This is a genomic window from Paraburkholderia phytofirmans, assembly GCF_046028095.1.
Taxonomy (GTDB): Bacteria; Pseudomonadota; Gammaproteobacteria; order Burkholderiales; family Burkholderiaceae; genus Paraburkholderia; species Paraburkholderia phytofirmans_A.
Window position 1 is genome coordinate 522413 of the sequence record NZ_JAQQDJ010000001.1, and the last position, 24521, is coordinate 546933.

Below are 24521 nucleotides of genomic sequence, written 5' to 3' on the forward strand. Positions count from 1 at the left end.
CGGCAAAATGACGTCGATTGATTCCCAAAGCGAGCGATTGAGATGGATACCCTCGTCAGCATGAAAGTGTTCCGCCATGTGGTCGAAGTCGGCAGCTTTGTCGGCGCGGCCGAACGGATGGAGATGTCGGCGGCCATGGCGAGCAAGCATGTGATGCACCTCGAACAGCAACTCGGCGCGCGTCTGTTGAACCGCACCACGCGGCGGGTCGCGCCGACCGAGGCGGGCCGCGAGTACTACGAGCGTCTGAGCCAGGTGCTCACCGAACTCGAGGAGGCCGAGCAGGTGGTCGGCGCGGCGAGCGTCGTGCCGCAGGGGCGCTTGCGGGTATCGTCGCTATCGGCGTTCGGCTTGAGCCACGTGATGGCCGCGGTGGCCGACTACGCCGCGCAGTATCCGCAGGTCACCGTCGACATGACCTTGTCGGACCGCGTGGTCGAATTGATCGACGAGGGTTTCGATGTCGCGATCCGCGCGTCGCCGAGCGGACTCAAGTCTTCTTCATTGATCGCGCGGCAGATCGCGACCGCGCATCTCGTGCTCTGCGCGTCGCCGGCGTATCTGAAGCGGCATGGCACGCCGAAGACCGTCGCCGATCTGGCGCGCCACAACTATCTGCAATACGCGGGCGTGTCGGCGCTCGAAATCGCGCCCGCCACCGGCGACGCCTCACCGCGCGTACGTCTGACGGGCAATCTGATCGTCAATCATCTGGAAGCGCAGCGCGTGATCGTGCTGCAAGGCGCGGGCATCGCGATGCTCGGCACCGAAGTGATCGGCGACGATCTGGCAGCGGGACGCCTCGTGCCGCTGCTGGTGGACGACGTGCCGCCGCGCGAGCTGCCCATTCACGTGGTCTACGCGAGCCGCCGGCATCTGTCGGCCAAGGTGCGCTCGTTTGTCGACTTTCTCGCCGAGCGGTTCGCGAACGAATCGCTGTGGCCGTCGCTGGAGCAGATCAAGGCGTTGGCGGTGCGCTAGGCCGCTCAGGCCACCGCGGCGCCCCGACCCGTTTCGCTATACTGGTTGCCAGCACCCATACGCGTAACGATCTGGGGGAGACATGACCGATCTGTCCACGCCGCAGCGCGCCGGTAGCCACAAGCTGCCCGCGGGCCGGCGCCTGCGCTTTGTCACGGCGGCTGCATTGTTCGATGGCCACGATGCGTCGATCAACATCATGCGGCGCATTCTGCAGGCGAGCGGCGTCGAGGTGATTCACCTCGGCCACAACCGCTCCGTCGATGAAGTCGCCACCGCCGCGTTGCAAGAGGACGCCGACGGCGTCGCCGTGTCCAGCTACCAGGGCGGGCACAACGAATACTTCCGCTATCTGGTCGATCTGCTGCGAGCGCGCGGCGGCGAGCGCATCAAGGTGTTCGGCGGCGGCGGTGGGGTGATCGTCCCTGAGGAAATTGCGGAGCTCGAGCGTTACGGCGTCGAGAAGATCTATTCGCCGCAGGATGGGCAGCGGCTCGGGCTGCAAGGCATGATCGACGATATGATCGCGCGCTGCGCCGAAGGCGCGCGTGCGGCTGAGGCGGTCGGGCAGAGTCCGGTTGGCGAGTGGGTGGACGAGTTTTCGGCATCCCACGCCTTCCGCCGCCTCGCGCAACTCATCAGCGCATTCGAAGCGGGCACCGTCGACGCAACCGCCCGCGAAAAACTGTCCGCACAGGCCAAGACCAAGGCAAAGGCAACCGCCATCCCCGTCCTCGGCATCACCGGAACGGGTGGCGCCGGCAAATCCTCGCTCACCGACGAGCTGATCCGCCGCTTTCGCCTCGACTACGGCGACGCCCTCACCATCGCCGTGCTCGCCATCGATCCATCGCGCCGCAAGTCCGGCGGCGCGCTGCTGGGCGACCGCATCCGCATGAACGCGATCGGCGACTGGGGCGGCGGCGCGCGCGTCTACATGCGTTCGATGGCGACGCGCGAAGCGTCGAGCGAAGTCTCCGACTCGCTGCCCGATGCGCTGATGCTGTGCAAAGCGGCGGGCTTCGATCTGATCATCGTCGAAACATCCGGCATCGGCCAGGGCAATGCGGCGATCGTGCCGTTCGTCGACGAATCGCTGTATGTGATGACGCCGGAGTTCGGCGCGGCTAGCCAGTTGGAGAAGATCGACATGCTCGACTTCGCCGGCTTCGTCGCGATCAACAAGTTTGATCGGAAGGGCGCGCCGGACGCATTGCGCGACGTCGCCAAACAGGTGCAGCGCAATCGCGGCGACTTCGCGAAGCCGCCGGAAGCGATGCCGGTGTTCGGCACGATCGCCTCGCGCTTTAACGACGACGGCGTGACCGCGCTCTACCTGCACGTCGCCGAAGCACTGCATAAGCACGGCCTGCGATCCGGCGGCGGCCGTCTGGCCGCGCCCGAAGGTCTGCGCTTTTCGAGCGGTCGCAACGCGATCGTGCCGCCGGCGCGGGTGCGCTATCTGGCGGATATCGCGCAGACGGTCCACGCTTATCGCGAGCGAGCCGACGCGCAAGCGCGTGTGGCGCGCGAACGCTGGCAACTTGTCGAAGCGCGCCGGATGCTTGCGGAGGCAGTTACGGTCGAAGGGGCTGTTGCGCAATCGCGGGCAAGCGCGAGCGGCAACCCGAACGTCAACCCGAGTGGCAACTCGAGCGCCAACTCGAGCGCCAACTCGACCGGCAACCCAGGCTCCGACTCAAACAAAGACTCAGCAGCGAACGTCGCGTCCGCTGGCGCCCCTTCGCCGCTCCAGCAACTCGACCGCCTCATCGCCCAACGCACCGCCTCCCTCGGCGAACGCGAACGCGCGCTCCTCGACACCTGGCCGCAAACCGTCGAAGCCTATTCAGGCGCCGAACACATCGTCCGCATCCGCGACCGCGAGATCCGCAGCGCGCTCACCGTCACGACGCTTTCCGGATCGGAAGTCCGCAAAGTCTCGCTGCCGAAGTTCGTCGACCACGGTGAGATTCTCCGCTGGCTGATGCTCGACAATCTGCCCGGCTACTTTCCGTTCACTGCTGGCGTGTTCCCATTCCGCCGCGAAAACGAAGACCCGACGCGGATGTTCGCCGGCGAAGGCGATCCGCAACGCACCAATCGCCGCTTCAAGCTGCTCTCGGAAGGCATGCCGGCCAAGCGTCTTTCGACCGCCTTCGATTCGGTCACGCTCTACGGCGAAGAACCCGACGAGCGCCCCGACATCTACGGCAAGGTGGGCAATTCGGGCGTTTCGGTAGCGACGCTCGACGACATGAAGACGCTGTACGACGGCTTCGATCTCTGCGCGCCGGAAACCTCGGTCTCGATGACGATCAACGGTCCCGCGCCGACCATCCTCGCGATGTTCTTCAACGTCGCGATCGATCAGCAGATCGCACGCATGACGCAGCAGCAAGGCCGACCGCTCACGGATGACGAACTCGCCGCCACGCGCCGCACAGTCCTCGAAAACGTACGCGGCACCGTGCAAGCCGACATCCTGAAAGAAGACCAAGGCCAGAACACCTGCATCTTCTCGACCGAATTCAGCCTGAAGGTGATGGGCGATATTCAGGCGTACTTCGTCGAGCATGGCGTGCGCAATTTCTATTCGGTGTCGATCTCCGGCTATCACATCGCCGAAGCCGGCGCGAACCCGATTTCGCAACTGGCCTACACGCTCGCGAACGGCTTCACCTATGTCGAGGCCTATCTTGCCCGCGGCATGTCGATCGACGACTTCGCGCCGAATCTGTCGTTCTTCTTTTCGAACGGCATGGATCCGGAGTACACGGTGCTGGGCCGCGTCGCGCGACGCATCTGGGCCGTCGCCATGCGCGAGCGCTACGGCGCGAACGAACGCAGCCAGAAGCTCAAGTATCACGTGCAGACGTCGGGCCGCAGCCTGCATGCGCAGGAGATCGACTTCAACGATATCCGCACCACGCTGCAGGCGCTGATCGCGATCTACGACAACTGCAATTCCCTTCACACAAATGCCTTCGACGAAGCGATCACCACGCCCACCGAAGATTCCGTGCGCCGCGCGGTGGCGATCCAGTTGATCATCAATCGTGAATGGGGGCTCGCAAAGAATCAGAATCCGAATCAGGGCAGCTTCGTGATCGAGGAACTGACCGACCTGGTGGAAGAGGCGGTGCTCGCCGAATTCGACCGGCTGACCGAGCGCGGCGGCGTGCTCGGCGCGATGGAAACCGGCTATCAGCGCGGACGCATTCAGGACGAGTCGATGTTGTACGAGCATCGCAAGCATGACGGCTCGTATCCGATCGTCGGCGTGAATACGTTTTTGAGCGCGCATCCGCATGAGGCGCCGCAGCCGATCGCACTAGCCCGTTCCACCGACGACGAAAAACAGAGCCAGTTGCAACGTCTGCGCGCTTTCCAGGCGCAGCATCGCGACGCGGCGCCCGCTGCGCTGGAACGCCTGAAGCGCGCGGTGATCGACGATGAAAACGTGTTTGCGGTGCTGATGGACGTCGTGCGTGTCTGCTCGCTCGGGCAGATCACGCACGCGTTGTTTGAAGTGGGCGGGCAGTACCGCCGCAATATGTAAGTCAGGCTGTGCGTAACCCCGGCCGAGTCAGGCCGGGGCGCACCACCTCAGCGCGCAATCCCGAGCCGCGCCTTCGCGTCGTCATATTCCTTCGTCAACCGCTGCACCAACTCGCCCACGCTCGGCACATCGTCCATCAAACCGACGCCCTGGCCCGCGCCCCAGATATCCTTCCACGCCTTCGCCTTATCGCTGCCGAAGTTCATCGCGCTCTTGTCCGATTCCGGCAGTGCGTCCGGGTCCAGCCCCGCGTTCACGATACTTTCGCGGATGTAGTTGCCGTGCACGCCGGTGAACAGGTTCGTGTAGATGATGTCCGACGCCGTGGAATTGACGATCGCCTGCTTGTAGCTGTCGACCGCGTGCGCTTCCTTGGTCGCGATGAAGCGCGTGCCCATGTAGGCGAGGTCCGCGCCCATCGCCTGAGCGGCGAGAATCGAGCCGCCGTTGGCGATCGAACCCGACAGTACGATCGGGCCGTCGAATATGCGCCGCACTTCGCCGACCAGCGCGAACGGCGAGGTCGTGCCCGCATGGCCGCCCGCGCCGGACGCGACCAGGATCAGACCGTCGACGCCCGCTTCCAGCGCCTTCTGCGCATGGCGCAGATTGATCACGTCGTGCAGCACGATGCCGCCGTAGCTATGCACCGCATCGACAATTTCTCGCGCCGGCGCCCGCAGGCTCGTGATGAAAATCGGCACCTTGTGTTCGACGCATACGCGCACGTCGTGTTCGAGCCGCGTATTCGATTGATGGACGATCTGATTGACGGCGATCGGCCCGATGACCGCATCGGGGTTAGCCGCTTTGTGCTCGGCGAGCTGCGCCTGAATCTGGGTGAGCCATTCGTCGAGCAGTTCAGCCGGACGGGCATTCAGCGCGGGAAACGAGCCGACGATTCCAGCCTTACATTGAGCCAGCACGAGTTCGGGATAGCTGACGATGAACATCGGCGAAGCGACGACGGGCAGCGCGAGTTTTTGCAGGACGGCGGGCAGTGCCATAGTGCGTGTCTCCTGATTTGAGCGGGCCGGTGCGTCGTTGCGCGCCCGGCGATGACTGAGTTTAGCGGCACATGGCTCGCGGCGCTTTCATCCGCTGCAGCCATCCGAAAATTTAAGAACGGTCGTTCGATTATAGGCGAAGCGCGGCGAGCGCGTTCGATTGGGTTGTTTAGAACAGTTGGAAGGAGTGTTCAGGTTCTATGCTTGCGTGGGCTATCCCACCTCGCGTGAACACATCGGGCTTTTACAATGCAGGGACTCCAAAATCACGAGAGAGACGCCATGGCCTTCGAGAATTTCACGCCCTTTCGCGTCGCCGTGGGCGATGTCGATATTTTTGGAGTGAAGGGCGGGGCGGGGCCGCCTCTTCTGTTGCTGCACGGTCATCCGCAGTCGCATCTGATCTGGCAGAAGTGCGCCGCGCAACTGGCCGAGCATTTCACGGTGATCGCCACGGACCTGCGCGGCTACGGCGCGTCGGGCAAGCCGCCGAGCGACGCCGCGCACACGCCGTATTCCAAGCGCGTGATGGCGGCCGATCAGGTTGCCGTGATGCGCCATTTCGGCTTCGAACGTTTTCTCGTGTGCGCGCACGATCGCGGCGCGCGCGTCGCGCATCGCATGGCGCTCGATCATGCGGATGCCGTCGAGCGTCTTATGCTGCTCGACATTGCGCCGACGCTCGCGATGTACGAAGCCACCGACCGCACCTTTGCGACGCATTACTTCCACTGGTTCTTCCTGATCCAGCCGGAGCCGCTGCCTGAAACGCTGATCAGCGCGAATCCGGCCGCCTATGTCGACGCGGTGATGGGCAGCCGTCATGCGGGTCTCGCGCCGTTCGAGCCCGCCGCGCTCGACGCCTATCGCGCGGCCCTCGCGCAACCGGACGCGATTCACGCGATGTGCGAGGACTACCGCGCGTCGGCGAGCATCGACCTGGAACACGATCGCGCCGACATCGAGCGCGGTCTCAAGATCGGCTGCCCGCTGCGCGTGCTGTGGGGCGACAAAGGTGTGATCGAGAAATGCTTCGACGCGCTGGCGGAATGGCGTCATGTGGCGCGCGACGTAAGCGGCCGTGCGCTGTCTTGCGGACACTACATACCCGAAGAAGCGCCGGACGAACTGGTCGCCGAAATGCTGTCCTTCTTCGAAGCGGTCGAACAGTAAGCCTTTCCGTTCGTTTCATTCACAGGTGACGCCGCGCCCGCGCCCCGCGCCTGGCTCAACCGAGCGGCGGCAAACGGCGCGCGACCGGCGTCGACTTGACGATTGCGGTGCTGGTCTCCGCGCGCTCGGTGACCTTCGACAAAATCTCGTCGAGCTGCTCGATCGAATGGAGATACAGGCGGCAGATGAAGCAATCGTCGCCCGTCACCTTGTCGCATTCGACGAACTCCGGAATCCGCCGGATCACCTCTTCCACCAGATGCAACTGACCGGGCAGCGGCTTCACGCGCACGATGGCCTGCAGCGTGTAGCCGAGCGCGCGCGGATCGATCTGCACCGTGAAGCGCTCGATCACGCCTTGCGCTTCGAGCCTGCGCACGCGCTCCGCCGTGCTCGGCGCCGACAGGCCGACCTGACGCGCCAGTTCGCTGACCGGTTGACGGGCGTCTTGCGCGAGCGCGGCGAGGAGCGCCCGGTCGGTTTCGTCGAGCGGGGCGGGCGTAGGAGGAACAAGGCGCTTGGTCATGACGGCCTTCGATTATTAGGTTGCGTCGCGAGAACGCTTAAGTTTAGCCATGTATTCGGACGATCGGATTAATTACACTGCTCGTCATGCAGGAATCAATTCGAGGATCGAATCATGGCGTCAAATGAAATCCGCCGCGGAGCCGCGGAAATGACCATGGCCATGCTGATGTCCGGCACCATCGGCTGGCTGGTGGTGTCGTCGCAGCAAAGCCCGTTCAATGTCGTGTTCTTCCGCTGCGTTTTCGGCGGCGCGACGCTCGCGCTCGTGTGCGCCTTACTCGGGCTGTTTCAGCGCAAGCTGTTCTCCTGGAAGATGCTCGGCCTCGCCTTGCTCGGCGGCGCGGCAATCGTCATCAACTGGGTGTTGCTGTTCGCCGCGTATTCGCGCGCGTCGATCTCGATGGCGACGGCGGTCTACAACACGCAGCCGTTCATGCTGGTGGCGCTCGGCGCGCTGGTGTTCCGCGAGCGCATCAGCGCGTCGACGGTCGCGTGGCTGGTGATCGCGTTTATCGGCCTCGTGTTCGTCGTGAAGGTCGAACCGGCGGTGCTGGCGGTGCCGGGGCAATATCTGGTCGGCGTCGCATACGCGGTGGGCGCGGCGGCAATGTACGCGGTGTCGTCGATCATTACGAAGCGGCTCAAGGGCACGCCGCCGCATCTGATCGCGTTGATCCAGGTGTCGCTCGGCGTGCTGATGCTCGCGCCGTTCGTGCGCTTCGATGCGTTGCCCACCACCAGCGTGCAGTGGCTCGAATTGATCGTGCTCGGCATCGTCAATACCGGACTCATGTACGTGCTGCTGTACGGCGCGATCCAGAAGCTGCCGACTTCGATGACGGGCGCGCTCTCGTTCATCTATCCGGTGGTGGCGATCATCGTCGACCGGGTTGCGTTCGGGCAAACGCTTGCGTGGATTCAGGTGCTGGGGGCGGTGCTGATTCTGGTGGCGGCAGCCGGCGTCAATCTCGGCTGGCGGATCGTGCCGCAAAAGCGCCTGTCGTCGACCTGACGGGCGTTGCGTCCTTGTGGCGAATCACAATGCTACGGATTCCCGAGTAACCGGATGCGCAAATTATTCATATCAGTAATGAAGCGAAAGACGCGCGACTACGGGGCCTCGTAACGTGACGTGTTGTAGGCGGCTTTGAAAGCGCGCGTCAAACTTCTGTAGGGAAATCACCGATGCGGTCAAAAAACAGGCGCGCGTATCATGCGTCTTGACGCTGATCACGTCCGACAGAATTTCCGCCGCTCGCCTGCAAGGGTTGAGCGGCTTTCTTTTTGTGTCGACGATATCCCGCTTTGCCTCTGTCAGCGGCGGCGCGTCAGGCCGCGCGCGCGACGATGCTCGCGCCATCCACTTCCAGCGGCCCATTCCTGGCCGCCAGTTCCTCGACGATCTGCTTCAGCAACACGGGCCATTCGCCACGCGGCTTGAGCATCGACGCCGCGGCGCGCATCACGCTGGCGTCGTCGAGCATCTGCAATAAGGTGTCGAAGTGCATCGCGCGGACTTCGAGCAGTTTGAACACGATCAGCACCTTCAGCGCGTTCTTTGCATTGCGCGCGGGATCGGCGCGCAGCCACGCAACACGCGAAAACGCGCGTTCAAGCGCCTGTTCGACATTCGTGAAGGGTGCGCCATGGCCGGGTATCACGAGACGCACGTCGAGCTTCGCAATGGCTTCCAGCACGGCTTGCTCCTCAGCAAACCCGCTTTCGCCTTCCAGTTCGGGAAAGATCACGCCGAAGCCGTTTTCCCACAGCGCGTCCGCGCTGATCAGGATGCGTTCGTCCGCGCAGTAAAGCATCAGCGAATGCGGATCGTGGCCGGGCGCGCCGAGCACATCCCAATCGAGCGCGCCGAGCCGCAAGGGCGTGCCGGGCGCGATCGTTCCGGTGAAGGTGAAGCGCTCGCAGGTCTGGCCGGTGGCGCGAAACGTCAGGCGCGTTTCGTCCCAGTCGCGCACGGCGCCGGCCTCCGAGGCCGGAATAAAGGTGCGGCACGGCCACGTCGCCTGCAGGAGCGCATTGCCGCCGCAATGGTCCGAATGCAGATGCGTGTTGACGATCAGATCGAGCGGCCGCGCGCCGAGCGCTTGCCGCACGAGGGCGAGCGTTTGCGGCGCGTGCGTGGCGTAGCCGGTATCGACCAGCGCGGCGCAGGCGTCGTCCACCAGCAGCACGTTGTTCGACGAGAGCCAGCCGCGTTCGAAAACCCGAATCGATTCCGGTAGCGCGATCATGGCGAATTGGGCGCTACGTTTGCGCTTGCGCTTGCGTCTGCGTTCGCGGACGCTTCGGGTTTCGGCATCACCAGAATCGTCGACGAACCGATCAACATCGTCTCGCCACGCTGGTTCACGACCGAGCCTTCAAGATGCGTCAGATCGCCGTTCAGACTCGGCTTCCAGTAAGCATGCTTCACGCGCCACGTGATCGTGAGCGTGTCGTTCGCGTGGACGGCTTTCTTCAGCTTGATATCGAAGTCGAGACCGAGCGGTTGCGCGTAGGTCGAGTAGTGCGTTGCCAGCAGCGCCATGAAATGCGCGGTCGGTTGAGTGCCGGACGCGATGAGGCCGCCGAAGCGGCTTTGCGCGGCATACGCTTCGTCGTGATGCAGCGGGTTGTGATCATTGACGAGCGCGGCGAACGACTTCACCGACTCTGCCGACAACTCCAGCGTCGAACTGAACGTTTCGCCAACCGTGACGATGCGCGGCGCGGCGTTCATCGCCGCACCTTCGTCTGATTAGCGACGAACTCCGCGTGGCGAAGCTCGATCGCGTCCCAGACCGCGCGCTTCGCGTCGTCGTCGAATAACGACCAGCCGGCGATTTCGTCGATGGTGCGCAGGCATCCTTCGCACCAGCCCGTCGACGCGTCCATCCTGCACACGTTGATGCAGGGCGACGGTACGGCGTGGTGATCTTCGTTATCGAGGCCCGCTGTCATCATCGTCATCGCGTCACGCCGTCTCGCGCAGCGCGACGTCGATCACCGGCGCGCCCGTCAGCGCAATCAGCTCTTGCGCGGTTAGATTGAACACCGCGTGCGGATGACCCGCGGCGGCCCACAGACTGTCGAGTTCCAGCAGATCGGCATCGATTAGCGTGACCGGCTCGGTCGCATGACCGATCGGGCAGACGCCGCCGATCGCATAGCCGGTTTTTTCGCGGACGAACTTCGCGTCCGCACGGCCGATCTCGCCGACCTGCGCAGCGACTTTCTTTTCATCCACACGATTCGCGCCGCTCGCGATCACCAATACCGGCGCGTCGTCTTCACGGCGGCGAAACAGGATCGACTTGGCGATCTGCGCGACCGAACAGCCGAGTCCCGCGGCGGCTTCGGCGGAGGTCTTGCCGGTTTCCGGCAGCATCACGATCCGGCCCGCGTGACCGCGTTCGCGCAACAGCAGCGCGACGCGGCGCGCCGAGTCGGGCAGCGCGGTGAGATCGTCGGATTCGAGAGAAGCGTGGTCCGTCATCGTTTCAGGTCCTGTTGATTGCGTGAGTGGTGAGCGGCCGCATTGCGCCAGCGTTAGACGCAGTTGGCCGCTTCGCTGCGTGCTTTGGCGAGCAGCGCTTTACCGGCGCGCGAAACATTGGGCCGGCCGATCGACGTCGAGATGAAATCGCCGATCGCGACGACTTGCGCGAGGTCGATGCCGGTCTGAATGCCGAGGCCGTTCATCAGATACAGCACGTCTTCGGTCGCGACGTTGCCGGTCGCGCCCTTCGCATACGGACAGCCGCCGAGGCCCGCCACCGATGCGTGATAAATCTCGATGCCTTCCTGCAGCGCCGCGTAGATGTTGGCGAGCGCCTGGCCATAGGTGTCGTGGAAGTGGCCGGATAGACGCTCGCGCGGAAACACCTGCGTGACCGCCTCGAACACTTCACGCGTGCGCTTCGGCGTGCCGACGCCGATCGTGTCGGCGATATCGATCTCGTCGCAGCCGAGCGCCGCAAAACGCTGGACTACATCCACCACCGACGCCACCGGCACTTCGCCCTGATACGGACAGCCGAGCGCGCACGACACGCTGCCGCGAATCCGCAAACCGTTTTCCTTCGCCGCCTGCGCGACCGGCGCGAACCGATCGATGCTTTCCGCGATGCTGCAGTTGATGTTCTTCTGCGAAAACGCTTCGCTAGCGGCGCCGAAAATCACGATCTCGTCGGCACGCGCGGCGAGCGCGCCCTCGAAGCCGCGCAGATTCGGCGTCAGCACCGAGTAGATCGTGCCGGGACGACGTTCGATGCCGGCCATCACGTCGGCGCCATCGGCCATCTGCGGCACCCATTTCGGCGACACGAACGAAGCGGCCTCGACGTTACGGAAGCCCGCCGCCGACAAACGGTTGATCAACTCGATCTTGGTCGCGGTGGGCACGAAGTCTTTTTCGTTCTGAAGTCCGTCACGCGGACCGACTTCGACGATTTTCACTTGCTGGGGTAGGGCCATGATGTGTCTCCTATGTCGGCGCCGCGCGTGGCGGCGCTCCTTCAACTGGATTCGATGGGTTCAGTATCCGCGTTCGATATTCACCACGCCGCTGATCGTTTCGCCGCGCGCCAGCGCGGTGATCTTCTGCGCGACCTGGGTCACGCTTTCTTCGCGCAACGTCAGCGCGGACACGTGCGGCGTGATCGTAATGCGCGGCTCCTGCCAGAACGGATGATCCGGCGGCAACGGTTCTGCGCGGAACACGTCGAGCGTGGCGGCGGTGATCCGCCCGCTCGCGATGGCGTCGAGCAAATCCTGTTCGACCAGATGCCCGCCGCGCGCCAGGTTGATCAGATATGCACCGTGCGCGAGCTTCGCGAAGGTGCGCGTGTTCAGCACATCGGCCGTTTCCGGAGTATGCGGCAGCAGATTGACCAGCACTTTCACGCCGTCGAGAAACGCATCGAATTGCGCTTCACCGGCGAAGGTCGTGATTCCGTCGATCTGCCGCGGACTGCGGCTGTAGCCGCGCACCGGCACGCCGAACGCCGCGAGCGTTTGTGCGACATGCGCACCGAGCACGCCGAGCCCCAGCACGCCCACCGTGAAAGTGTCACGCGGATGCGGCTCGAGCACTTCCCAGCGGCGCTCTTTTTGCAGCGTCTGATATTCGTCGAAACGGCGCAGATAGCGCAGCACCGCGTGCGTCGCATACTCGGCCATTTGCGGCGCCATGCCGGTGTCCTCCAGCCGGATCAACTGCGCGTTGCGCGGCAACGTGCCGGGCTGTTGGTGTTCGAGCGCGAGGATCGCGTCGACGCCCGCACCGAGATTGAAGATCGCGCGCAGATCGTCACGGCCGGCCAGCATCTCGCGCGGCGGACGCCACACGACCGCAAAATCGGCCGGCGCAGTGTCGCCCGGTTGCCATTCACGCAGATCGGCTTGCGGCAGTGCGCGTGCAAGATCGTGCAGCCACGCGGCAGCATCGGATTGCGGCGTGTAGAAGAGGATTTTCATACGGTCCGGAAGGCGCCTGCGAGATCGGGTCTGGAGACGAAGAAGCCACGGCATGACCGGCGCGACGGCTGCGGCGTTGCGGACGACGCTTGCGGCATGAGGCCTCCTCCTTTTATGGATAGGCTTCATTCTACTTTTTCGACGCGATTCGCGCGCGTTTGCGTACGGGCGTGCGGTTCGCTGGTGAGCATTCCGCTGCGCGGCGCCTATCCGACGGTGCGTTTGCCTGCGCATTTGCCCGATAAACAAAGCACAAAAACTTGGTTCGCCCGCGCGGCGCCGGGCGGGACAATCACTACCCGGATTCTCGCAGCGAGGCACACACATGCTTTCATGCACCAAATCGACATGGCCGCCGCGGCTCGTCACCGTTCCCGGTCTGCACGGCAGCGAGGGCGCGCACTGGCAGACCTGGCTGGAGCGTCAGTTCGCGCGCTCGCTGCGCGTCGAACAAGCCGACTGGGACGCGCCGGACCTCGCAGTGTGGTCAAAATCGTTGCGCGATTTGCTGGCGCGCGAGCGCGGGCCGTTCGTGCTGGCAGCGCATAGCTTCGGTTGCCTCGCGACCGCGCATGCGTTGCAGCAGGCCTCGTACGCGAACGACGTGGTCGGTGTGCTGTTCGTGGCGCCCGCGAGTCCGCAGAAATTCGCCTTTGCGGGACCGTTCGATGCGCGGCGTCTCGGCGTGCCCTCGATCCTGATCGGCAGCGAAACCGATCCGTGGATGTCGCTCGCCGGTTCGCGCGATCTCGCGCAGCGTTTCGGCAGCGCGTTCGTCAACCTCGGGGACGCGGGGCATATCAACACCGCGGCCGGTTTCGGTCCGTGGCCGCGCGCGAAATATTTCGTCGATACGCTCGTGCATTGCGCGGCGCCGCTGCGCTTTCGCGAGGAGTCGTTCGAGGCTGTACAGCACGCGTTCGTGTGAGCGTTTGAGTTGTAGCGTTCGCACATCGAGTGACGCACGCAACGAACACTGGCCAAGTAAGCGATCCGTTAGAATCCCGCTTCACGCTGCACGTTCGTGCGGCCACTGGTTTTCATCATCGATAGGCGGGGACAAGATGGCAGGCAAGACGGGGACATCGCGCTGGCTGGCAGCCGGCATGACGGCAATCACGCTCGCGCTGGCGGGCATGTCGACGGCGCACGCGGATACATCGCTGCTCAACGTGTCGTACGACGTGACGCGCGAGTTGTACAAGGACATCAACGCGGGCTTTATCGCGGCGTACAAGCAGAAGAGCGGCGAAAATGTGTCGATCCGCCAGTCGCACGGCGCGTCGAGCGCGCAGGCGCTGTCGGTGCTGCAAGGCCTGCAGGCCGACGTGGTGACGATGAACCAGCCGAACGACATCGACCTGCTCGCCGAGAAAGGTCAACTGGTGCCCGCCAACTGGCGTACGCGCTTGCCGGACGACAGCGCGCCGTACACCACCACGATGGTGTTCCTCGTACGCAAGGGCAATCCGAAGCACATCAAGGACTGGGACGATCTCGCCAAGCCGGGCGTGCAGGTGGTGATCGCCAATCCGAAGACTTCAGGTAACGGACGCTACGCGTATCTGGCCGCATGGGGTTATCGCAAGCAGCACGGCGGCACCGATGCGCAGACGCTCGACTTCGAAAAAGAGATCTTCAAGAACGTGCCGGTGCTCGACACGGGCGGCCGCGGCGCGACGACCACCTTTACGCAACGCGGCATCGGCGACGTGCTGGTGACGTTTGAAAACGAAGTCGCGCTGATGGACACGGGCGTTGGTGGGGGCAATTTCGAGGCGGTGTATCCGTCGGTCAGTTTGCTGGCCGCGCCGCCGGTTTCCATCGTCGACAAGGTGGTCGACAAGCGCGGCACGCGCAAGGAAGCGCAGGCGTATCTCGACTACCTGTGGTCGCCGGCCGCGCAGGAGATCATCGCGCAGCATCATCTGCGTCCGCGTGACAAGACCGTGCTCGCGAAGCACGTGGCGGAGTTCAAGCCGATCAAGACGTTCACCGTGGAAGAGATGTTCGGCAGCTGGCAGAAAGCGCAGCAAACGCACTTCTCCGATGGCGGGACGTTTGATCAGATCATCGTGGATAAGAAGTAGGTTTTCAGCGTCGTCAATAAGCAAAAAGGCTGCCTCGAAAAACGAGGCAGCCTTTTTTATTTAGCGTGCTTTATCGCACGCGGCAGATGCGCTTAGTTCGGCGCAGCGTGCTTATCGCAGCCATGTTCGCAGCCGCTTTGATCGAGCGGCATTTGCTGCGCGGCTTCGGCGCGAATGCCGAGACGCTCGAGCAGCTTGCGGTCCGCTTCTGCTTGCGGGTTGCTGGTAGTCAGCAACTGATCGCCGTAGAAAATCGAGTTCGCGCCGGCGAGGAAGCACAACGCCTGCAACGCTTCGTCCATCTGCTCGCGGCCGGCCGACAGACGCACCATCGCGCGCGGCATGGTGATGCGCGCGATCGCGATCGTACGCACGAATTCGAACGGGTCGATCGCCTCCGTGCCGGTCAGCGGCGTGCCTTCCACTTGCACCAGATTGTTGATGGGCACCGACTCCGGATACGGCTCCATGTTCGCCAGTTGCGCGATCAGGCCAGCGCGCTCACGGCGCGATTCGCCCAGGCCGACAATCCCGCCGCAGCACACGTTGATACCCGCATCGCGCACGCGTTCGAGCGTGTCGAGGCGGTCCTGATACGTGCGCGTCGAAATGATCTGTCCGTAGAACTCCGGCGACGTATCCAGGTTGTGGTTGTAATAGTCGAGGCCCGCTTCGCGCAGCCCTTGCGCCTGATGCGTTTCGAGCATGCCTAGCGTCACGCAGGTTTCCAGACCCATGGCTTTCACGCCGCGAATCATGTCCTTGATCGGTTCGAGGTGACGGTCTTTCGGATTACGCCACGCGGCGCCCATGCAGAAGCGCGTCGCGCCGTTTTCCTTGGCGACCTTGGCGGCGGCGAGCACTTCGTCGACCGGCATCAGCTTGTCGGCTTGCAGGCCCGTGTCGTGATGCACCGACTGCGGACAGTACGCGCAATCCTCCTCGCAGCCGCCGGTCTTGATGGACAGCAGCGTGGACAGTTGCACGGTGTTCGCATCGAAATGCTCGCGATGCGTTTGCTGTGCCTTGAACATCAGGTCGTTGAACGGCAGTTCGTACAACGCGACGATGTCGGCGACGCGCCAGCGCGCGACCTGTTTCGCGCCGGCTGCGGCGTTGGCATTGTTGTTTGCCGCGGCTGTGTCGGCGGGCGTGGGAGCGATGTTCAGTTGCGTCATGTCGTCAATCCTCATGGATGGATATGTGAGTTTTTTACCGCTGCGAATGCGTTTGCGTGTGCCGCAGCGTCTGCAAAAGCCGGTTGATGTCGAGTTGGTCTGCCGCAAGTTCGGGCGACGCTGGTTTCAGATTCGGCACGATGCCGAGCAATGGCGCGTCGTATTCACGTGCCAGATGCTCGCGGATCGATGCGATGTTTTCGTCGGGGAACGTCATGTCCGGATCGATGCGGTTCGCGACCCAGCCGGCGAGCATGAGCCCGCGCGCGGCGATCGCCTCGGCGGTCAGCAGCGCATGGCTGATGCAGCCGAGCCGCATGCCGACCACCAGCACGACCGGCAGCTTCAATGCGACGGCGAGATCGGCGGTGTCCTGCGTGGCCGTCAACGGCACACGAAAGCCGCCGACGCCTTCCACAACCACGATCTCCGCGCGCTTCAGAGCCTGGGCGTGACAATCGACGATGTGCTCGAGATCGAACGTCACGTTTTCCAGCGCGGCCGCGATATGCGGCGCGGCCGGTTCCTTCAGCAGATACGGCGTGCGCATCGCGGGCGGCAGCAACACGTTCGAGGCGGCGTCGAGTTGGTCCGCGTCTTCGTTGTGCAGCACGCCGTTCAGTTCGAGTGCGCCGGCGGCGATCGGCTTCATCGCGGCCGCTTGCAGGCCTTCGCGGACGAAGCCGCGCAACAGCGCCGACGAGACGAACGTCTTGCCGATTTCCGTATCGGTGCCGGTGACGAATAAGGACAGCGCATTTTGATTCAAGCCGCTCATGCCGCCTTCACTCCCAGTTGCTGCAAGCCCGCTTCGAGCCGGTCGAGGTCCGCTTGCGAGTGCGCGGCCGACAGCGAAATACGCAAACGCGACGTGCCGCTGGGTACGGTCGGCGGACGGATCGCCGGCACCCACAGACCCGCGCGGTCGAGCGTGGCCGCGATGTCGAGCGTGGCATCGTTCGCGCCGATGATGAGCGGCTGCACGGCAGTATGCGAGTCGACCGGCAACCACGGCGTGGCCTTCAACATGGCGCGCGTGCGTTCGATCAGTTGCTGAAGATGCGCGCGCCGCGCGTCGCCTTCCTCGCCACCGATGATGCGCAAGCTCGCCGACACCGCGTGCGCCGCGGCCGGCACCGACGCCGTGGTGAAGATGTACGGACGCGCGCGCTGCACGAGCCACTCGATCACCGTCTCATGCGCCGTGACGAACGCGCCGGAGACGCCGGCGGCTTTGCCGAGCGTGCCGATCGAAATGAGATTCGGCGAACGCAGCGCGGCTTGCGCGATCGCGCCGCGGCCTTGCGGACCGAGCACGCCGAAGCCGTGCGCGTCGTCGACGATCAGCCATGCGCCGTGTTGCTCCGCGAGTTCGAGCAGACGCGGCAACGGCGCGATATCGCCGTCCATGCTGAAGACGGTATCGGAGACGATCACTTTGACATCGGCCTCCGAGGCTTCGAGCATCGCGCTCAGCGCTTCCGTGTCGCAGTGCGGGTAGATCTGCACGTCGGCCCGGGACAGGCGCGCGCCGTCGATCAGCGACGCGTGATTCAGCGCATCGGAGAAGAGCGTCGTGCCGCGGCCCGCGAGCGCGGTGAGCGTGGCGAGATTCGCCATGTAGCCGGTGCTGAAGTAGAGCGCGCGCGCGTTGTCGACGAAGCCGCCGGCGAATTCCGCGAGATCGTCTTCGAGTTGCGCATGCGCGCGCGAGTGGCCGCCGAGCAGATGCGAGCCGCCGCTGCCCGCGCCATAACGCTGCGCGCCTTCAGCGATCGCCGCGATGAGTTGCGGATGCGCGGCGAGACCGAGATAGTCGTTACTGGCGAAGCCGATGATTGCGCGGCCATCGACGGTCATGTGCGCCGCGCACGGCGTGTCGGCGGTGCGGCGGCGACGGCGCAGGCCGCGCGCGTCGATGTCCTTCAGCCCTTCGGCGAGTGTGTCGAGCAGGTGCATTAGCGGGTCTCCGCGAGCGTGGCTTCGAAGGTTTCGCGCGTGCGCGAGGCGAGCAGCGCGAGTTCTTCGTCGTCGAGGATATAAGGAGGCATCAGATACACCGTGGTCGAAATCGGGCGCAGCAGCAGTTCGCGCTGCAACGCGTTTTCGAAGAAGCGGCGCGAGAATGTTTTGGCTTGCTGGGCGTCGTCGATCACGGCGTCGAATGCGAAGAGCGTGCCGCACTGGCGTAGATTGCGGACTTGCTCGTGCTCGGCTAGCGGCGCGAGCGCGGCTTTCAGCTTCGCGGATTTTTGCGCGTTGACGGCGAGCACGTTGTCGCTCGCGAACAGATCGAGCGTGGCGAGCGCCGCGCGGCAGGCGAGCGGATTGCCGGTGTACGAATGTGAGTGCAGGAAGCCGCGCGCGGTGTCGTCGTGATAGAAGGCCGCGAAGATTTCGTCGCGCGACAGCACGATCGAGAGCGGCAGATAGCCGCCGCTGATGCCTTTCGACAGACAGATGAAGTCCGGCCAGATGCCGGCCTGTTCGCAGGCGAAGAAGGTGCCGGTGCGTCCGCAGCCGACGGCGATTTCGTCGGCGATCAGATGCACGCCGTACTGGTCGCACAAGGCGCGCAATCCCGCGATATACGACGCGTCGTGCATGGCCATGCCGGCCGCGCACTGCACCAGCGGCTCGACGATCAGCGCGGCGATTTTCGCGGCGCGCGCTTCGAATAGCGAGCGAACGTTATCGAGCGCACGGCGGGCGACATCAGCGCCGGTTTCGTCTGGTTGCGCAAGGCGCGCGTCGGGCGATGCCACGACGTGCGCGTGGCGGATCAGCGGATCGTAGGCGTCCTTGAAGAGCGCGACATCGGTGACGCCGAGCGCGCCGATGGTTTCGCCATGATAGCTGTTGGCGATGCAGACGAATTCCTGCTTGTCGGCGAAACCGCGGTTGCGCCACGAGTGGAAGCTCATCTTCAGGGCGATTTCGACCGCGGATGCGCCATCTGACGCGAAGAACGCGTGGCCTAGCGTGTTGTTCGTGAGCGCGCTGAGGCGCTCGGCGAGTTCGATGGCCGGTTCGTGCGTGCAGCCGGCGAGCATGGCGTGTTCGAGCGTGTCGAGCTGGTCTTTCAGCGCCGCGTTGATGCGCGGGTTGGCGTGGCCGAACAGGTTGACCCACCAGGAGCTGATGGCATCCAGATAACGGCGGCCGGCGCGGTCGTAGAGCCAGGCGCCCTGGCCGCGCGCGACGGGGATGAGCGGCAGGCGCTCGTGGTGCTTCATCTGCGTGCAGGGGTGCCAGACGGCGCGGAGGCTGCGGGCGATCCAGTCTTCGGGGGATGCTGGTGGTGTTGCTGACTTTTCCAAAGGGTGCTCCAGGGATGCTTTTTGCCGCTGCGCGGCGTGGCTTTTTAGGGCCATTTTTCAGGCGCGTGGCGCGGATTTGTTTGCGCTGCGCGCGGCCCTTGGCGGGCTTGCGGGGTCGAGATTAGCGGTTTATTTCGTGCTGTGCACTAGGGGTTCGGGTGGCGGTTTTGCCTGCGGCGCTGGGGTTTGGCGATGTTCGGTGCAGGTGGTTTCTGTTTCTGGATGAAGGTCTCTGATCGGCGGAGTTGACGACGGCAAAGTAGTTGCAACTTACTGGTGGGGATTTGGGGTTTTGGGCTGCTTCGGCGCTTGGGTTTGCTTTCCGTGTGCTCTGAGGGCGTTGGCCTTTCCTTGAGTTCTTTGTGGTGTATTAGCGTTGCCCCTGTGCGGGGCGGCACCTACTTTCTTTGCTTGCCGCAAAGAAAGTAGGCAAAGAAAGCGGCTTCACACCGCCAGCCCATAAGCGGGTCCCTCGCGCAGCCACGGTAGTGGTGCATCTGGAATCTGTGCCCTCGCACAGTCGGCGCGAGTGACAAGGCTGTCATACCTCCCGCCTCGCGCTGCGCGCTCGCCAGAAGGGGCGCTTAAACCATTCGGGTTTTTGTGCGCGATGGGTCTTGGTGTCAGTTGGGGTGACGCGAAGCGGTGGACGATGGAGAATGGGACAGAAATCTGGGGCAGCCCAGTAAGTACTGAAGCAGAAGAGCAACCGATGGTTGATGAATGACCGCGACGGCGCGCGCAGCGCCGCCGAAGAATGAGCGCGTTGTCACTGACGCGGAATGTGCGAGAACACGGATTCCAGATGCACCACTGCGCCCTCCAAGCCGAGGGCCCCGCTTATGGGCTAGCGGTGTGAAGCGGCTTTCTTTGCCTACTTTCTTTGCCGCGGCAAAGAAAGTAGGTGCCGTCCCGCACAGGGGCAACGCTAATAGACCACCGCGAATTCAAGGAAAGGCCAAAGCCAGAGAGAGAACACAGAGAAGCAAAAACCCGCCGAGCAGGCAAAAACAAGCCTAACTCTTATTCACGACTAGCAATAGCCCGCCGAGCATCGGCACCAATAGCAGGAGCCCCACCATCAGCCGTCTGCGAAGACTGATCGCCCCAAACAACGGAGCTATTCACCGCATACAACCGGCAAGGCGCAGACGACTGCTTCTGACAATTCGCGACCGCGACCGACATCGGATCATCGCCACCTTCAGCCCACGACCAGGCCCCCGAGTCAGAAACAGCAAACGCCCGACTAGGAAACTGATGCAAGAAATTCCGATACCCATTCCGCCCGGCTTCATCGACAAACGGCACGGCGTCGACCGCATCGACAGCAGCAAACCCACTAGCCTTAGGCATGGACGGATCCGACACACGATACTGCACGCCAGTGGGCATACCCACCTGCGCCAGGAAAGCCTCGACAGTCGGCCACCACACATGCACGCCATCACGATCCCCGACCAGCCGATGCGCGTCATTCTTGTAGTTGCCGAAATCCACCATCTTCGCACTCGCGCCGTGCGCGCCATAAGCGGCATACATGCCCGCCACCAACGGCGCGTTCCACACCGAATCGTTATCGCCATACATCCACAGCGACGGCACCTTGGTCTTCTCGCCATACGCGCCGAACGCACGCGTCAGGTTGCCCTGCCAGTCGCTGCACGCGTCCTGCCGCAAGCCGCCCGAGAAATTGATCAGCGCCCGCACGCCCGGCGCTGCCTGCGTGCCGTACGCCATCGTCGCAAGACCGCCGTGCGAGGTGCCGGCCACGACGATATGCGTGGCGTCCACGTAAGGCTGCTTCGACATGAAGTCGATCGTCGCGGCGACATCGCCGGCCTGGCCGATGCCGTTCTTCTCGACATCGCAGCCATCCTGCTGATACACGCCATCCGAATGGCCGAAACCCTGGCGGTTCGGCGCCACCACCACGTAGCCGCGGCGCACGAATTCGCGCGCGAACGGCAGCGGGTCGCTGCGTTCCTGCGTGTGCGGATCGCCGGGGATCTTGCCGTGGTTGAAAACGATCATCGGAAACGGGCCAGCGCCGTCCGGTTTATAGATCGTCGTTTCGAGAGTGACCGTGCCGGCTGCGTCGACCGGTACGCGGATGATCTGTTCGTTCAGACCGGCGGTGGGCAGATAGACGTCGTCGTCGAGCGCGATGCGCGGCACGTGTGCGCGGGTCAAAGGTCCCGGCTGGGTGTCCGCGAGCGGGTCGGCGTGCGCGAGTGCGACAGCGCACGTAGCCGCCGCACAGATCACCGCACACTTCGTCAGAACCTTGCTGAACACCATTCACGCACCTGCCTCAAAAACCTGCCCTGAACACCGTGGTGTCTATCTGTCGAAAGTCATTGCTGACATTTGCCTTTCGGGCAGGTTTTCGACAAACAAAAACACACTCGCGTACGGAGTGCGCCAGAGGCGCACGCACGCTAATCGAGATCGCACGGGATGAACCCAAACGGCCGACGCGACCCCACGCGCCGATGATGAGCGCCACGGCTGCTGCCTGAAAACCGCCGCCGGAACCACACTGTCTGGTGCCTGGCAGGGCCTCCTGCGCATTTTGCGGAGTTGGTATGGACCGGCTCTCGCAACGTGACGTCATGAAGCTACGGCCCCATCCTGGCACGACAATTTTGTTTTGTGCAATCAAGGAGAACCCGCGCCGCAAAAATTTCCGCGTGCCGTTTGGTCGCGTGAGGCCGGTCGCTGCAGGCTTCACGAGTGTTTGGCGCACCGAAGCAATCAGGCGTGGCGCGGGTCCTGTGGCATCGCGCCAACAGAAAAAATGGCCCTGCTATCAGGGCCATATGTGAGCGTGGCGTAAGGACGCTGCGGCGGTTTGTAAGGGGCAGAAAGGGACTTTATTCGCTGACGTCGCCGTCGACGTAGCGCCAGCGGCCGTCATCGCCGCGAACGAAGCGGCTCAGTTCGTGCAACCGATGCGCACGGCCACCCACCTTGTAGCGCGCGACGAACTCGACCGTCGCGTGATCGGCGTCGGTTTCGGCAAAAGCCTTGATCTGCAGTCCGAGCCAACGCGGCGCGTCGGGTGCGGCCGGGTCTGCGTCGAGATCGGCGGGGCGGGTGTGCGGCGCCCACGTGGCGCGCAGATAGTCAGTTGCGCCCAAAACATACGCGCTATAGCGCGAACGCATCAGTTCGAGCGCCCGTGGCGCCGCTTCGCCGCCGTCGATATAGCGGCCGCAGCACTGGGCGAAGCGCGGCGCCTTGACACCGCTGCGCTGGTCAGGCGCAGCGCCGCCGCACGGACAATCGGATGGTCGTTGCATCGACAACAGTTGTTTATTCATCAGACTTTCAGCCAAGACCGCGCGCGATCAAAATTTTCTGGATGTCGCTGGTGCCTTCATAGATCTGGCAGACACGCACGTCGCGGTAAATCCGCTCGACCGGAAAATCGCTCAGGTAGCCGTAGCCGCCATGAATCTGTAAGGCGGCCGAACAGATGCGCTCGGCGGCTTCGGACGCGAACAGCTTGGCCATCGCGGCTTCGGTCAGGCACGGTTGGCCGGCGTCTTTCAACGACGCGGCGTGCCAGATCAACTGCCGCGCGGCTTCGAGTTGCGTCGCCATGTCGGCGAGGCGGAATTGCACGGCCTGGTGCGAAAAGAGCGGCGCGCCGAAGCTCTCTCGCTCCTTCGCGTAACTCAGCGCCGCTTCGAACGCGGCGCGCGCCATGCCGACGCTTTGCGCCGCGATACCGATGCGGCCGCCTTCCAGCCCCGACAACGCGATCCGATAGCCTTCGCCTTCCGCGCCGATCAGATTCGCTGCCGGCACGCGGCAGTCCTCGAAAATGATCTGCGCCGTATCCGACGAATGCTGGCCGAGCTTGTCCTCGACTCGCGCGACAACGTAGCCGTTCGTGTCGGTAGGCACGATGAACGCGCTGATGCCGCGCTTGCCCGCGGCTTTATCGGTCACGGCCATCACGATCGCGACGTTGCCGTTCTTGCCGCTCGTGATGAATTGTTTGACGCCGTTCAGCACATACGCATCGCCATCGCGTGTGGCGGTGGTGCGCAACGCGGATGCGTCGGAACCGGCTTGCGGTTCGGTCAGGCAAAACGCGCCAAGCATCTCGCCGCGCGCGAGCGGCGTTAGCCAGTCGCGTTTCTGCGCGTCGTTGCCATAGGTCAGCAGAATGCTGCACACCGGGCAGTTGTTGACGGAGATAGCCGTCGAGGTGCCACCGTCGCCGGCAGCGATTTCTTCGAGAATCAGCGCGAGCGCCAGCGCGTCCATGCCGGCGCCGCCATACGCTTCGGGCACCAGCACGCCGTATGCGCCGAGCTCCGCGAGTTGCCGATGCACATCCTTCGGAAAAGTGCGCTCGCGGTCCCATGCTGCCGCGTGCGGCGTGATCGCTTCGCGCACGAAGGTGCGCAGCGCATCGCGGACCATCAAATGATCCTGATCAAGCACCATGAGTGTGTCTCCTTGCCGGCTCGTTGCTCACCAGTCGAGCAGCGTGCCGTCGTATTGATAGAAGCGGCCATTAAACTCGTCGTGCGCCGCGGCGGCCTGCGCCAGCACTTCACGCATGCCGGTGACGCTGCGTGCCGGATCGATCGCCGCCTGCGCGCCGCCCATATCGGTGCGCACCCAGCCCGGATGCAACGAAACGCACGCGGCGCGCTTCGCTTCCAGCGAGGCGAGTTTCAGCGCGTCGTTCAACGCCGCCTTGCTCGCTCGATACAGCCACCCGGTCGTGCCGCTTGCATCGCCGATGCTGCCCATCTTGCTGGAGATCACCGCGAACACGCCGCCAGCTTCTTCGACGAGCGGCAGCAGGATCGGCATCAATTGCATCGGCCCGCGCACATTGGTGTGCATGACGTGGTCGAAGTCTTCGGCGGTGATCGTCTCGATGCCTTCCGTGCGCGGGCCATAAACGCCCGACACCAGGATCGCCGCATCGAGCCGTTCACCGTCGAGCTTCCAGCCGAGTGCGGCGATTTCTTCCGGCGCGCTCACGTCGAGCGAAAAAGTTTCGGCGCCGAGTGCCTTCAATGCATCGAGCACGGCGCCGTCGCGCGCGGTGGCGAGCACGCGCCAGCCGCTCTTCCTGTACTGCCGTGCAAACTCCTGGCCGATGCCGCGCGACGCACCGACGATCAACACTGTCTTCATCGAATACCTCAGCAAGCCGTCAAACAGCGCGCTTTAAA

At 63.8% G+C, this 24521-nt stretch carries 22 protein-coding genes; 6 read left to right on the forward strand and 16 right to left on the reverse strand.

Annotated elements, in window-relative coordinates; all coding sequences use genetic code 11:
• The first annotated feature begins 42 nt into the window (after window positions 1-42).
• Together PQR54_RS02340 and PQR54_RS02345 are read left to right on the forward strand one after the other, a co-directional pair.
• The gene (locus tag PQR54_RS02340; RefSeq protein WP_116143216.1) at window positions 43-981 is read left to right on the forward strand and encodes a LysR family transcriptional regulator; all 939 of its coding nucleotides are present in this window, start codon (window positions 43-45) and stop codon (window positions 979-981) included.
• An 82-nt stretch (window positions 982-1063) separates the two neighbouring features.
• Entirely contained in the window at window positions 1064-4543 is a 3480-nt protein-coding gene (locus tag PQR54_RS02345; RefSeq protein WP_408243904.1) for a methylmalonyl-CoA mutase family protein, read from the forward strand.
• 47 nt (window positions 4544-4590) lie between these two features.
• Here PQR54_RS02345 and PQR54_RS02350 read toward each other — a convergent pair whose 3' ends face one another.
• Window positions 4591-5550 carry an NAD(P)H-dependent flavin oxidoreductase gene (locus tag PQR54_RS02350; protein WP_408243905.1) on the reverse strand — a complete coding sequence of 320 codons (960 nt, stop codon included), beginning with the start codon at window positions 5548-5550 and terminating at the stop codon, window positions 4591-4593.
• 282 nt (window positions 5551-5832) lie between these two features.
• On the opposite strand from PQR54_RS02350, the gene PQR54_RS02355 reads away from it, so the two are divergent.
• Window positions 5833-6723 carry an alpha/beta fold hydrolase gene (locus PQR54_RS02355; RefSeq protein ID WP_408243906.1) on the forward strand — a complete coding sequence of 297 codons (891 nt, stop codon included), beginning with the start codon at window positions 5833-5835 and terminating at the stop codon, window positions 6721-6723.
• Between the two features lie 55 nt (window positions 6724-6778).
• On the opposite strand, the gene PQR54_RS02360 is transcribed toward PQR54_RS02355, so the two are convergent.
• Window positions 6779-7249, reverse strand: coding sequence for an Lrp/AsnC family transcriptional regulator (locus PQR54_RS02360; RefSeq protein WP_408243907.1), 471 nt, complete (start codon window positions 7247-7249; stop codon window positions 6779-6781).
• 114 nt (window positions 7250-7363) lie between these two features.
• Here PQR54_RS02360 and PQR54_RS02365 point away from each other — a divergent pair, with 114 nt between their 5' ends.
• Entirely contained in the window at window positions 7364-8263 is a 900-nt protein-coding gene (locus tag PQR54_RS02365) for a DMT family transporter (protein ID WP_408243908.1), read from the forward strand.
• A 316-nt stretch (window positions 8264-8579) separates the two neighbouring features.
• On the opposite strand, the gene PQR54_RS02370 is transcribed toward PQR54_RS02365, so the two are convergent.
• From PQR54_RS02370 to PQR54_RS02395, 6 genes are read right to left on the reverse strand one after another with little or no spacing between them, the layout of a single operon-like run.
• Complete coding sequence (locus PQR54_RS02370; RefSeq protein WP_408243909.1) at window positions 8580-9500, reverse strand: MBL fold metallo-hydrolase; 921 nt, start codon at window positions 9498-9500, stop codon at window positions 8580-8582.
• Window positions 9497-9988 carry a MaoC family dehydratase gene (locus PQR54_RS02375; protein WP_408243910.1) on the reverse strand — a complete coding sequence of 164 codons (492 nt, stop codon included), beginning with the start codon at window positions 9986-9988 and terminating at the stop codon, window positions 9497-9499. The genes PQR54_RS02370 and PQR54_RS02375 overlap by 4 nt, the downstream gene beginning before the upstream one ends.
• Complete coding sequence (locus tag PQR54_RS02380) at window positions 9985-10209, reverse strand: DUF1289 domain-containing protein (RefSeq protein ID WP_408244244.1); 225 nt, start codon at window positions 10207-10209, stop codon at window positions 9985-9987. Before PQR54_RS02380 ends, PQR54_RS02375 begins: the two co-directional genes overlap by 4 nt.
• A 13-nt stretch (window positions 10210-10222) precedes the next feature.
• The gene (locus PQR54_RS02385) at window positions 10223-10744 is read right to left on the reverse strand and encodes a YbaK/EbsC family protein (RefSeq protein WP_408243911.1); all 522 of its coding nucleotides are present in this window, start codon (window positions 10742-10744) and stop codon (window positions 10223-10225) included.
• A gap of 53 nt (window positions 10745-10797) precedes the next feature.
• Entirely contained in the window at window positions 10798-11724 is a 927-nt protein-coding gene (locus tag PQR54_RS02390) for a hydroxymethylglutaryl-CoA lyase (protein ID WP_408243912.1), read from the reverse strand.
• A 60-nt stretch (window positions 11725-11784) separates the two neighbouring features.
• Window positions 11785-12726 carry a 2-hydroxyacid dehydrogenase gene (locus PQR54_RS02395; RefSeq protein WP_408243913.1) on the reverse strand — a complete coding sequence of 314 codons (942 nt, stop codon included), beginning with the start codon at window positions 12724-12726 and terminating at the stop codon, window positions 11785-11787.
• Between the two features lie 325 nt (window positions 12727-13051).
• Here PQR54_RS02395 and PQR54_RS02400 point away from each other — a divergent pair, with 325 nt between their 5' ends.
• On the forward strand, window positions 13052-13654 hold the full coding sequence (locus PQR54_RS02400; RefSeq protein ID WP_408243914.1) for an RBBP9/YdeN family alpha/beta hydrolase: 603 nt from the start codon (window positions 13052-13054) through the stop codon (window positions 13652-13654).
• Window positions 13655-13790: 136 nt separating this feature from the next.
• Window positions 13791-14816 carry a sulfate ABC transporter substrate-binding protein gene (locus PQR54_RS02405; protein WP_408243915.1) on the forward strand — a complete coding sequence of 342 codons (1026 nt, stop codon included), beginning with the start codon at window positions 13791-13793 and terminating at the stop codon, window positions 14814-14816.
• 92 nt (window positions 14817-14908) lie between these two features.
• On the opposite strand, the gene bioB is transcribed toward PQR54_RS02405, so the two are convergent.
• The 8 genes from bioB to PQR54_RS02445 all read right to left on the reverse strand — a co-directional run bounded on the left by bioB (window position 14909) and on the right by PQR54_RS02445 (window position 24483).
• Window positions 14909-15994 (reverse strand): biotin synthase BioB, encoded by a 1086-nt coding sequence (gene bioB, locus PQR54_RS02410; RefSeq protein WP_408243916.1) that lies wholly within the window; start codon window positions 15992-15994, stop codon window positions 14909-14911.
• A 34-nt stretch (window positions 15995-16028) separates the two neighbouring features.
• On the reverse strand, window positions 16029-16772 hold the full coding sequence (gene bioD / locus PQR54_RS02415) for a dethiobiotin synthase (protein WP_408243917.1): 744 nt from the start codon (window positions 16770-16772) through the stop codon (window positions 16029-16031).
• A complete protein-coding gene (gene bioF, locus PQR54_RS02420; protein WP_408243918.1) occupies window positions 16769-17953 on the reverse strand; it encodes an 8-amino-7-oxononanoate synthase in 1185 nt (394 codons plus the stop codon). The genes bioD and bioF overlap by 4 nt, the downstream gene beginning before the upstream one ends.
• Window positions 17953-19314, reverse strand: coding sequence for an adenosylmethionine--8-amino-7-oxononanoate transaminase (bioA, locus tag PQR54_RS02425; RefSeq protein ID WP_408243919.1), 1362 nt, complete (start codon window positions 19312-19314; stop codon window positions 17953-17955). Before bioA ends, bioF begins: the two co-directional genes overlap by 1 nt.
• A 1023-nt stretch (window positions 19315-20337) precedes the next feature.
• The gene (locus PQR54_RS02430) at window positions 20338-21615 is read right to left on the reverse strand and encodes a dienelactone hydrolase family protein (protein WP_408243920.1); all 1278 of its coding nucleotides are present in this window, start codon (window positions 21613-21615) and stop codon (window positions 20338-20340) included.
• 575 nt (window positions 21616-22190) lie between these two features.
• Complete coding sequence (locus PQR54_RS02435; protein ID WP_408243921.1) at window positions 22191-22640, reverse strand: YchJ family protein; 450 nt, start codon at window positions 22638-22640, stop codon at window positions 22191-22193.
• Between the two features lie 7 nt (window positions 22641-22647).
• On the reverse strand, window positions 22648-23778 hold the full coding sequence (locus PQR54_RS02440; protein ID WP_408243922.1) for an acyl-CoA dehydrogenase family protein: 1131 nt from the start codon (window positions 23776-23778) through the stop codon (window positions 22648-22650).
• Between the two features lie 27 nt (window positions 23779-23805).
• Window positions 23806-24483 (reverse strand): SDR family oxidoreductase, encoded by a 678-nt coding sequence (locus PQR54_RS02445; protein ID WP_408243923.1) that lies wholly within the window; start codon window positions 24481-24483, stop codon window positions 23806-23808.
• Between the last annotated feature and the right edge of the window lie 38 nt (window positions 24484-24521).

What these genes read in the sequence shown, in the direction of transcription:
- PQR54_RS02340 (WP_116143216.1), top strand. Translation starts at nt 43, where the DNA reads ATGGATACCCTCGTCAGCATGAAAGTGTTCCGCCATGTGGTCGAAGTC.
- PQR54_RS02345 (WP_408243904.1), top strand. Translation starts at nt 1,064, where the DNA reads ATGACCGATCTGTCCACGCCGCAGCGCGCCGGTAGCCACAAGCTGCCC.
- PQR54_RS02350 (WP_408243905.1), bottom strand. Translation starts at nt 5,550, where the DNA reads ATGGCACTGCCCGCCGTCCTGCAAAAACTCGCGCTGCCCGTCGTCGCT.
- PQR54_RS02355 (WP_408243906.1), top strand. Translation starts at nt 5,833, where the DNA reads ATGGCCTTCGAGAATTTCACGCCCTTTCGCGTCGCCGTGGGCGATGTC.
- PQR54_RS02360 (WP_408243907.1), bottom strand. Translation starts at nt 7,249, where the DNA reads ATGACCAAGCGCCTTGTTCCTCCTACGCCCGCCCCGCTCGACGAAACC.
- PQR54_RS02365 (WP_408243908.1), top strand. Translation starts at nt 7,364, where the DNA reads ATGGCGTCAAATGAAATCCGCCGCGGAGCCGCGGAAATGACCATGGCC.
- PQR54_RS02370 (WP_408243909.1), bottom strand. Translation starts at nt 9,500, where the DNA reads ATGATCGCGCTACCGGAATCGATTCGGGTTTTCGAACGCGGCTGGCTC.
- PQR54_RS02375 (WP_408243910.1), bottom strand. Translation starts at nt 9,988, where the DNA reads ATGAACGCCGCGCCGCGCATCGTCACGGTTGGCGAAACGTTCAGTTCG.
- PQR54_RS02380 (WP_408244244.1), bottom strand. Translation starts at nt 10,209, where the DNA reads ATGACAGCGGGCCTCGATAACGAAGATCACCACGCCGTACCGTCGCCC.
- PQR54_RS02385 (WP_408243911.1), bottom strand. Translation starts at nt 10,744, where the DNA reads ATGACGGACCACGCTTCTCTCGAATCCGACGATCTCACCGCGCTGCCC.
- PQR54_RS02390 (WP_408243912.1), bottom strand. Translation starts at nt 11,724, where the DNA reads ATGGCCCTACCCCAGCAAGTGAAAATCGTCGAAGTCGGTCCGCGTGAC.
- PQR54_RS02395 (WP_408243913.1), bottom strand. Translation starts at nt 12,726, where the DNA reads ATGAAAATCCTCTTCTACACGCCGCAATCCGATGCTGCCGCGTGGCTG.
- PQR54_RS02400 (WP_408243914.1), top strand. Translation starts at nt 13,052, where the DNA reads ATGCTTTCATGCACCAAATCGACATGGCCGCCGCGGCTCGTCACCGTT.
- PQR54_RS02405 (WP_408243915.1), top strand. Translation starts at nt 13,791, where the DNA reads ATGGCAGGCAAGACGGGGACATCGCGCTGGCTGGCAGCCGGCATGACG.
- bioB (WP_408243916.1), bottom strand. Translation starts at nt 15,994, where the DNA reads ATGACGCAACTGAACATCGCTCCCACGCCCGCCGACACAGCCGCGGCA.
- bioD (WP_408243917.1), bottom strand. Translation starts at nt 16,772, where the DNA reads ATGAGCGGCTTGAATCAAAATGCGCTGTCCTTATTCGTCACCGGCACC.
- bioF (WP_408243918.1), bottom strand. Translation starts at nt 17,953, where the DNA reads ATGCACCTGCTCGACACACTCGCCGAAGGGCTGAAGGACATCGACGCG.
- PQR54_RS02430 (WP_408243920.1), bottom strand. Translation starts at nt 21,615, where the DNA reads ATGGTGTTCAGCAAGGTTCTGACGAAGTGTGCGGTGATCTGTGCGGCG.
- PQR54_RS02435 (WP_408243921.1), bottom strand. Translation starts at nt 22,640, where the DNA reads ATGAATAAACAACTGTTGTCGATGCAACGACCATCCGATTGTCCGTGC.
- PQR54_RS02440 (WP_408243922.1), bottom strand. Translation starts at nt 23,778, where the DNA reads ATGGTGCTTGATCAGGATCATTTGATGGTCCGCGATGCGCTGCGCACC.
- PQR54_RS02445 (WP_408243923.1), bottom strand. Translation starts at nt 24,483, where the DNA reads ATGAAGACAGTGTTGATCGTCGGTGCGTCGCGCGGCATCGGCCAGGAG.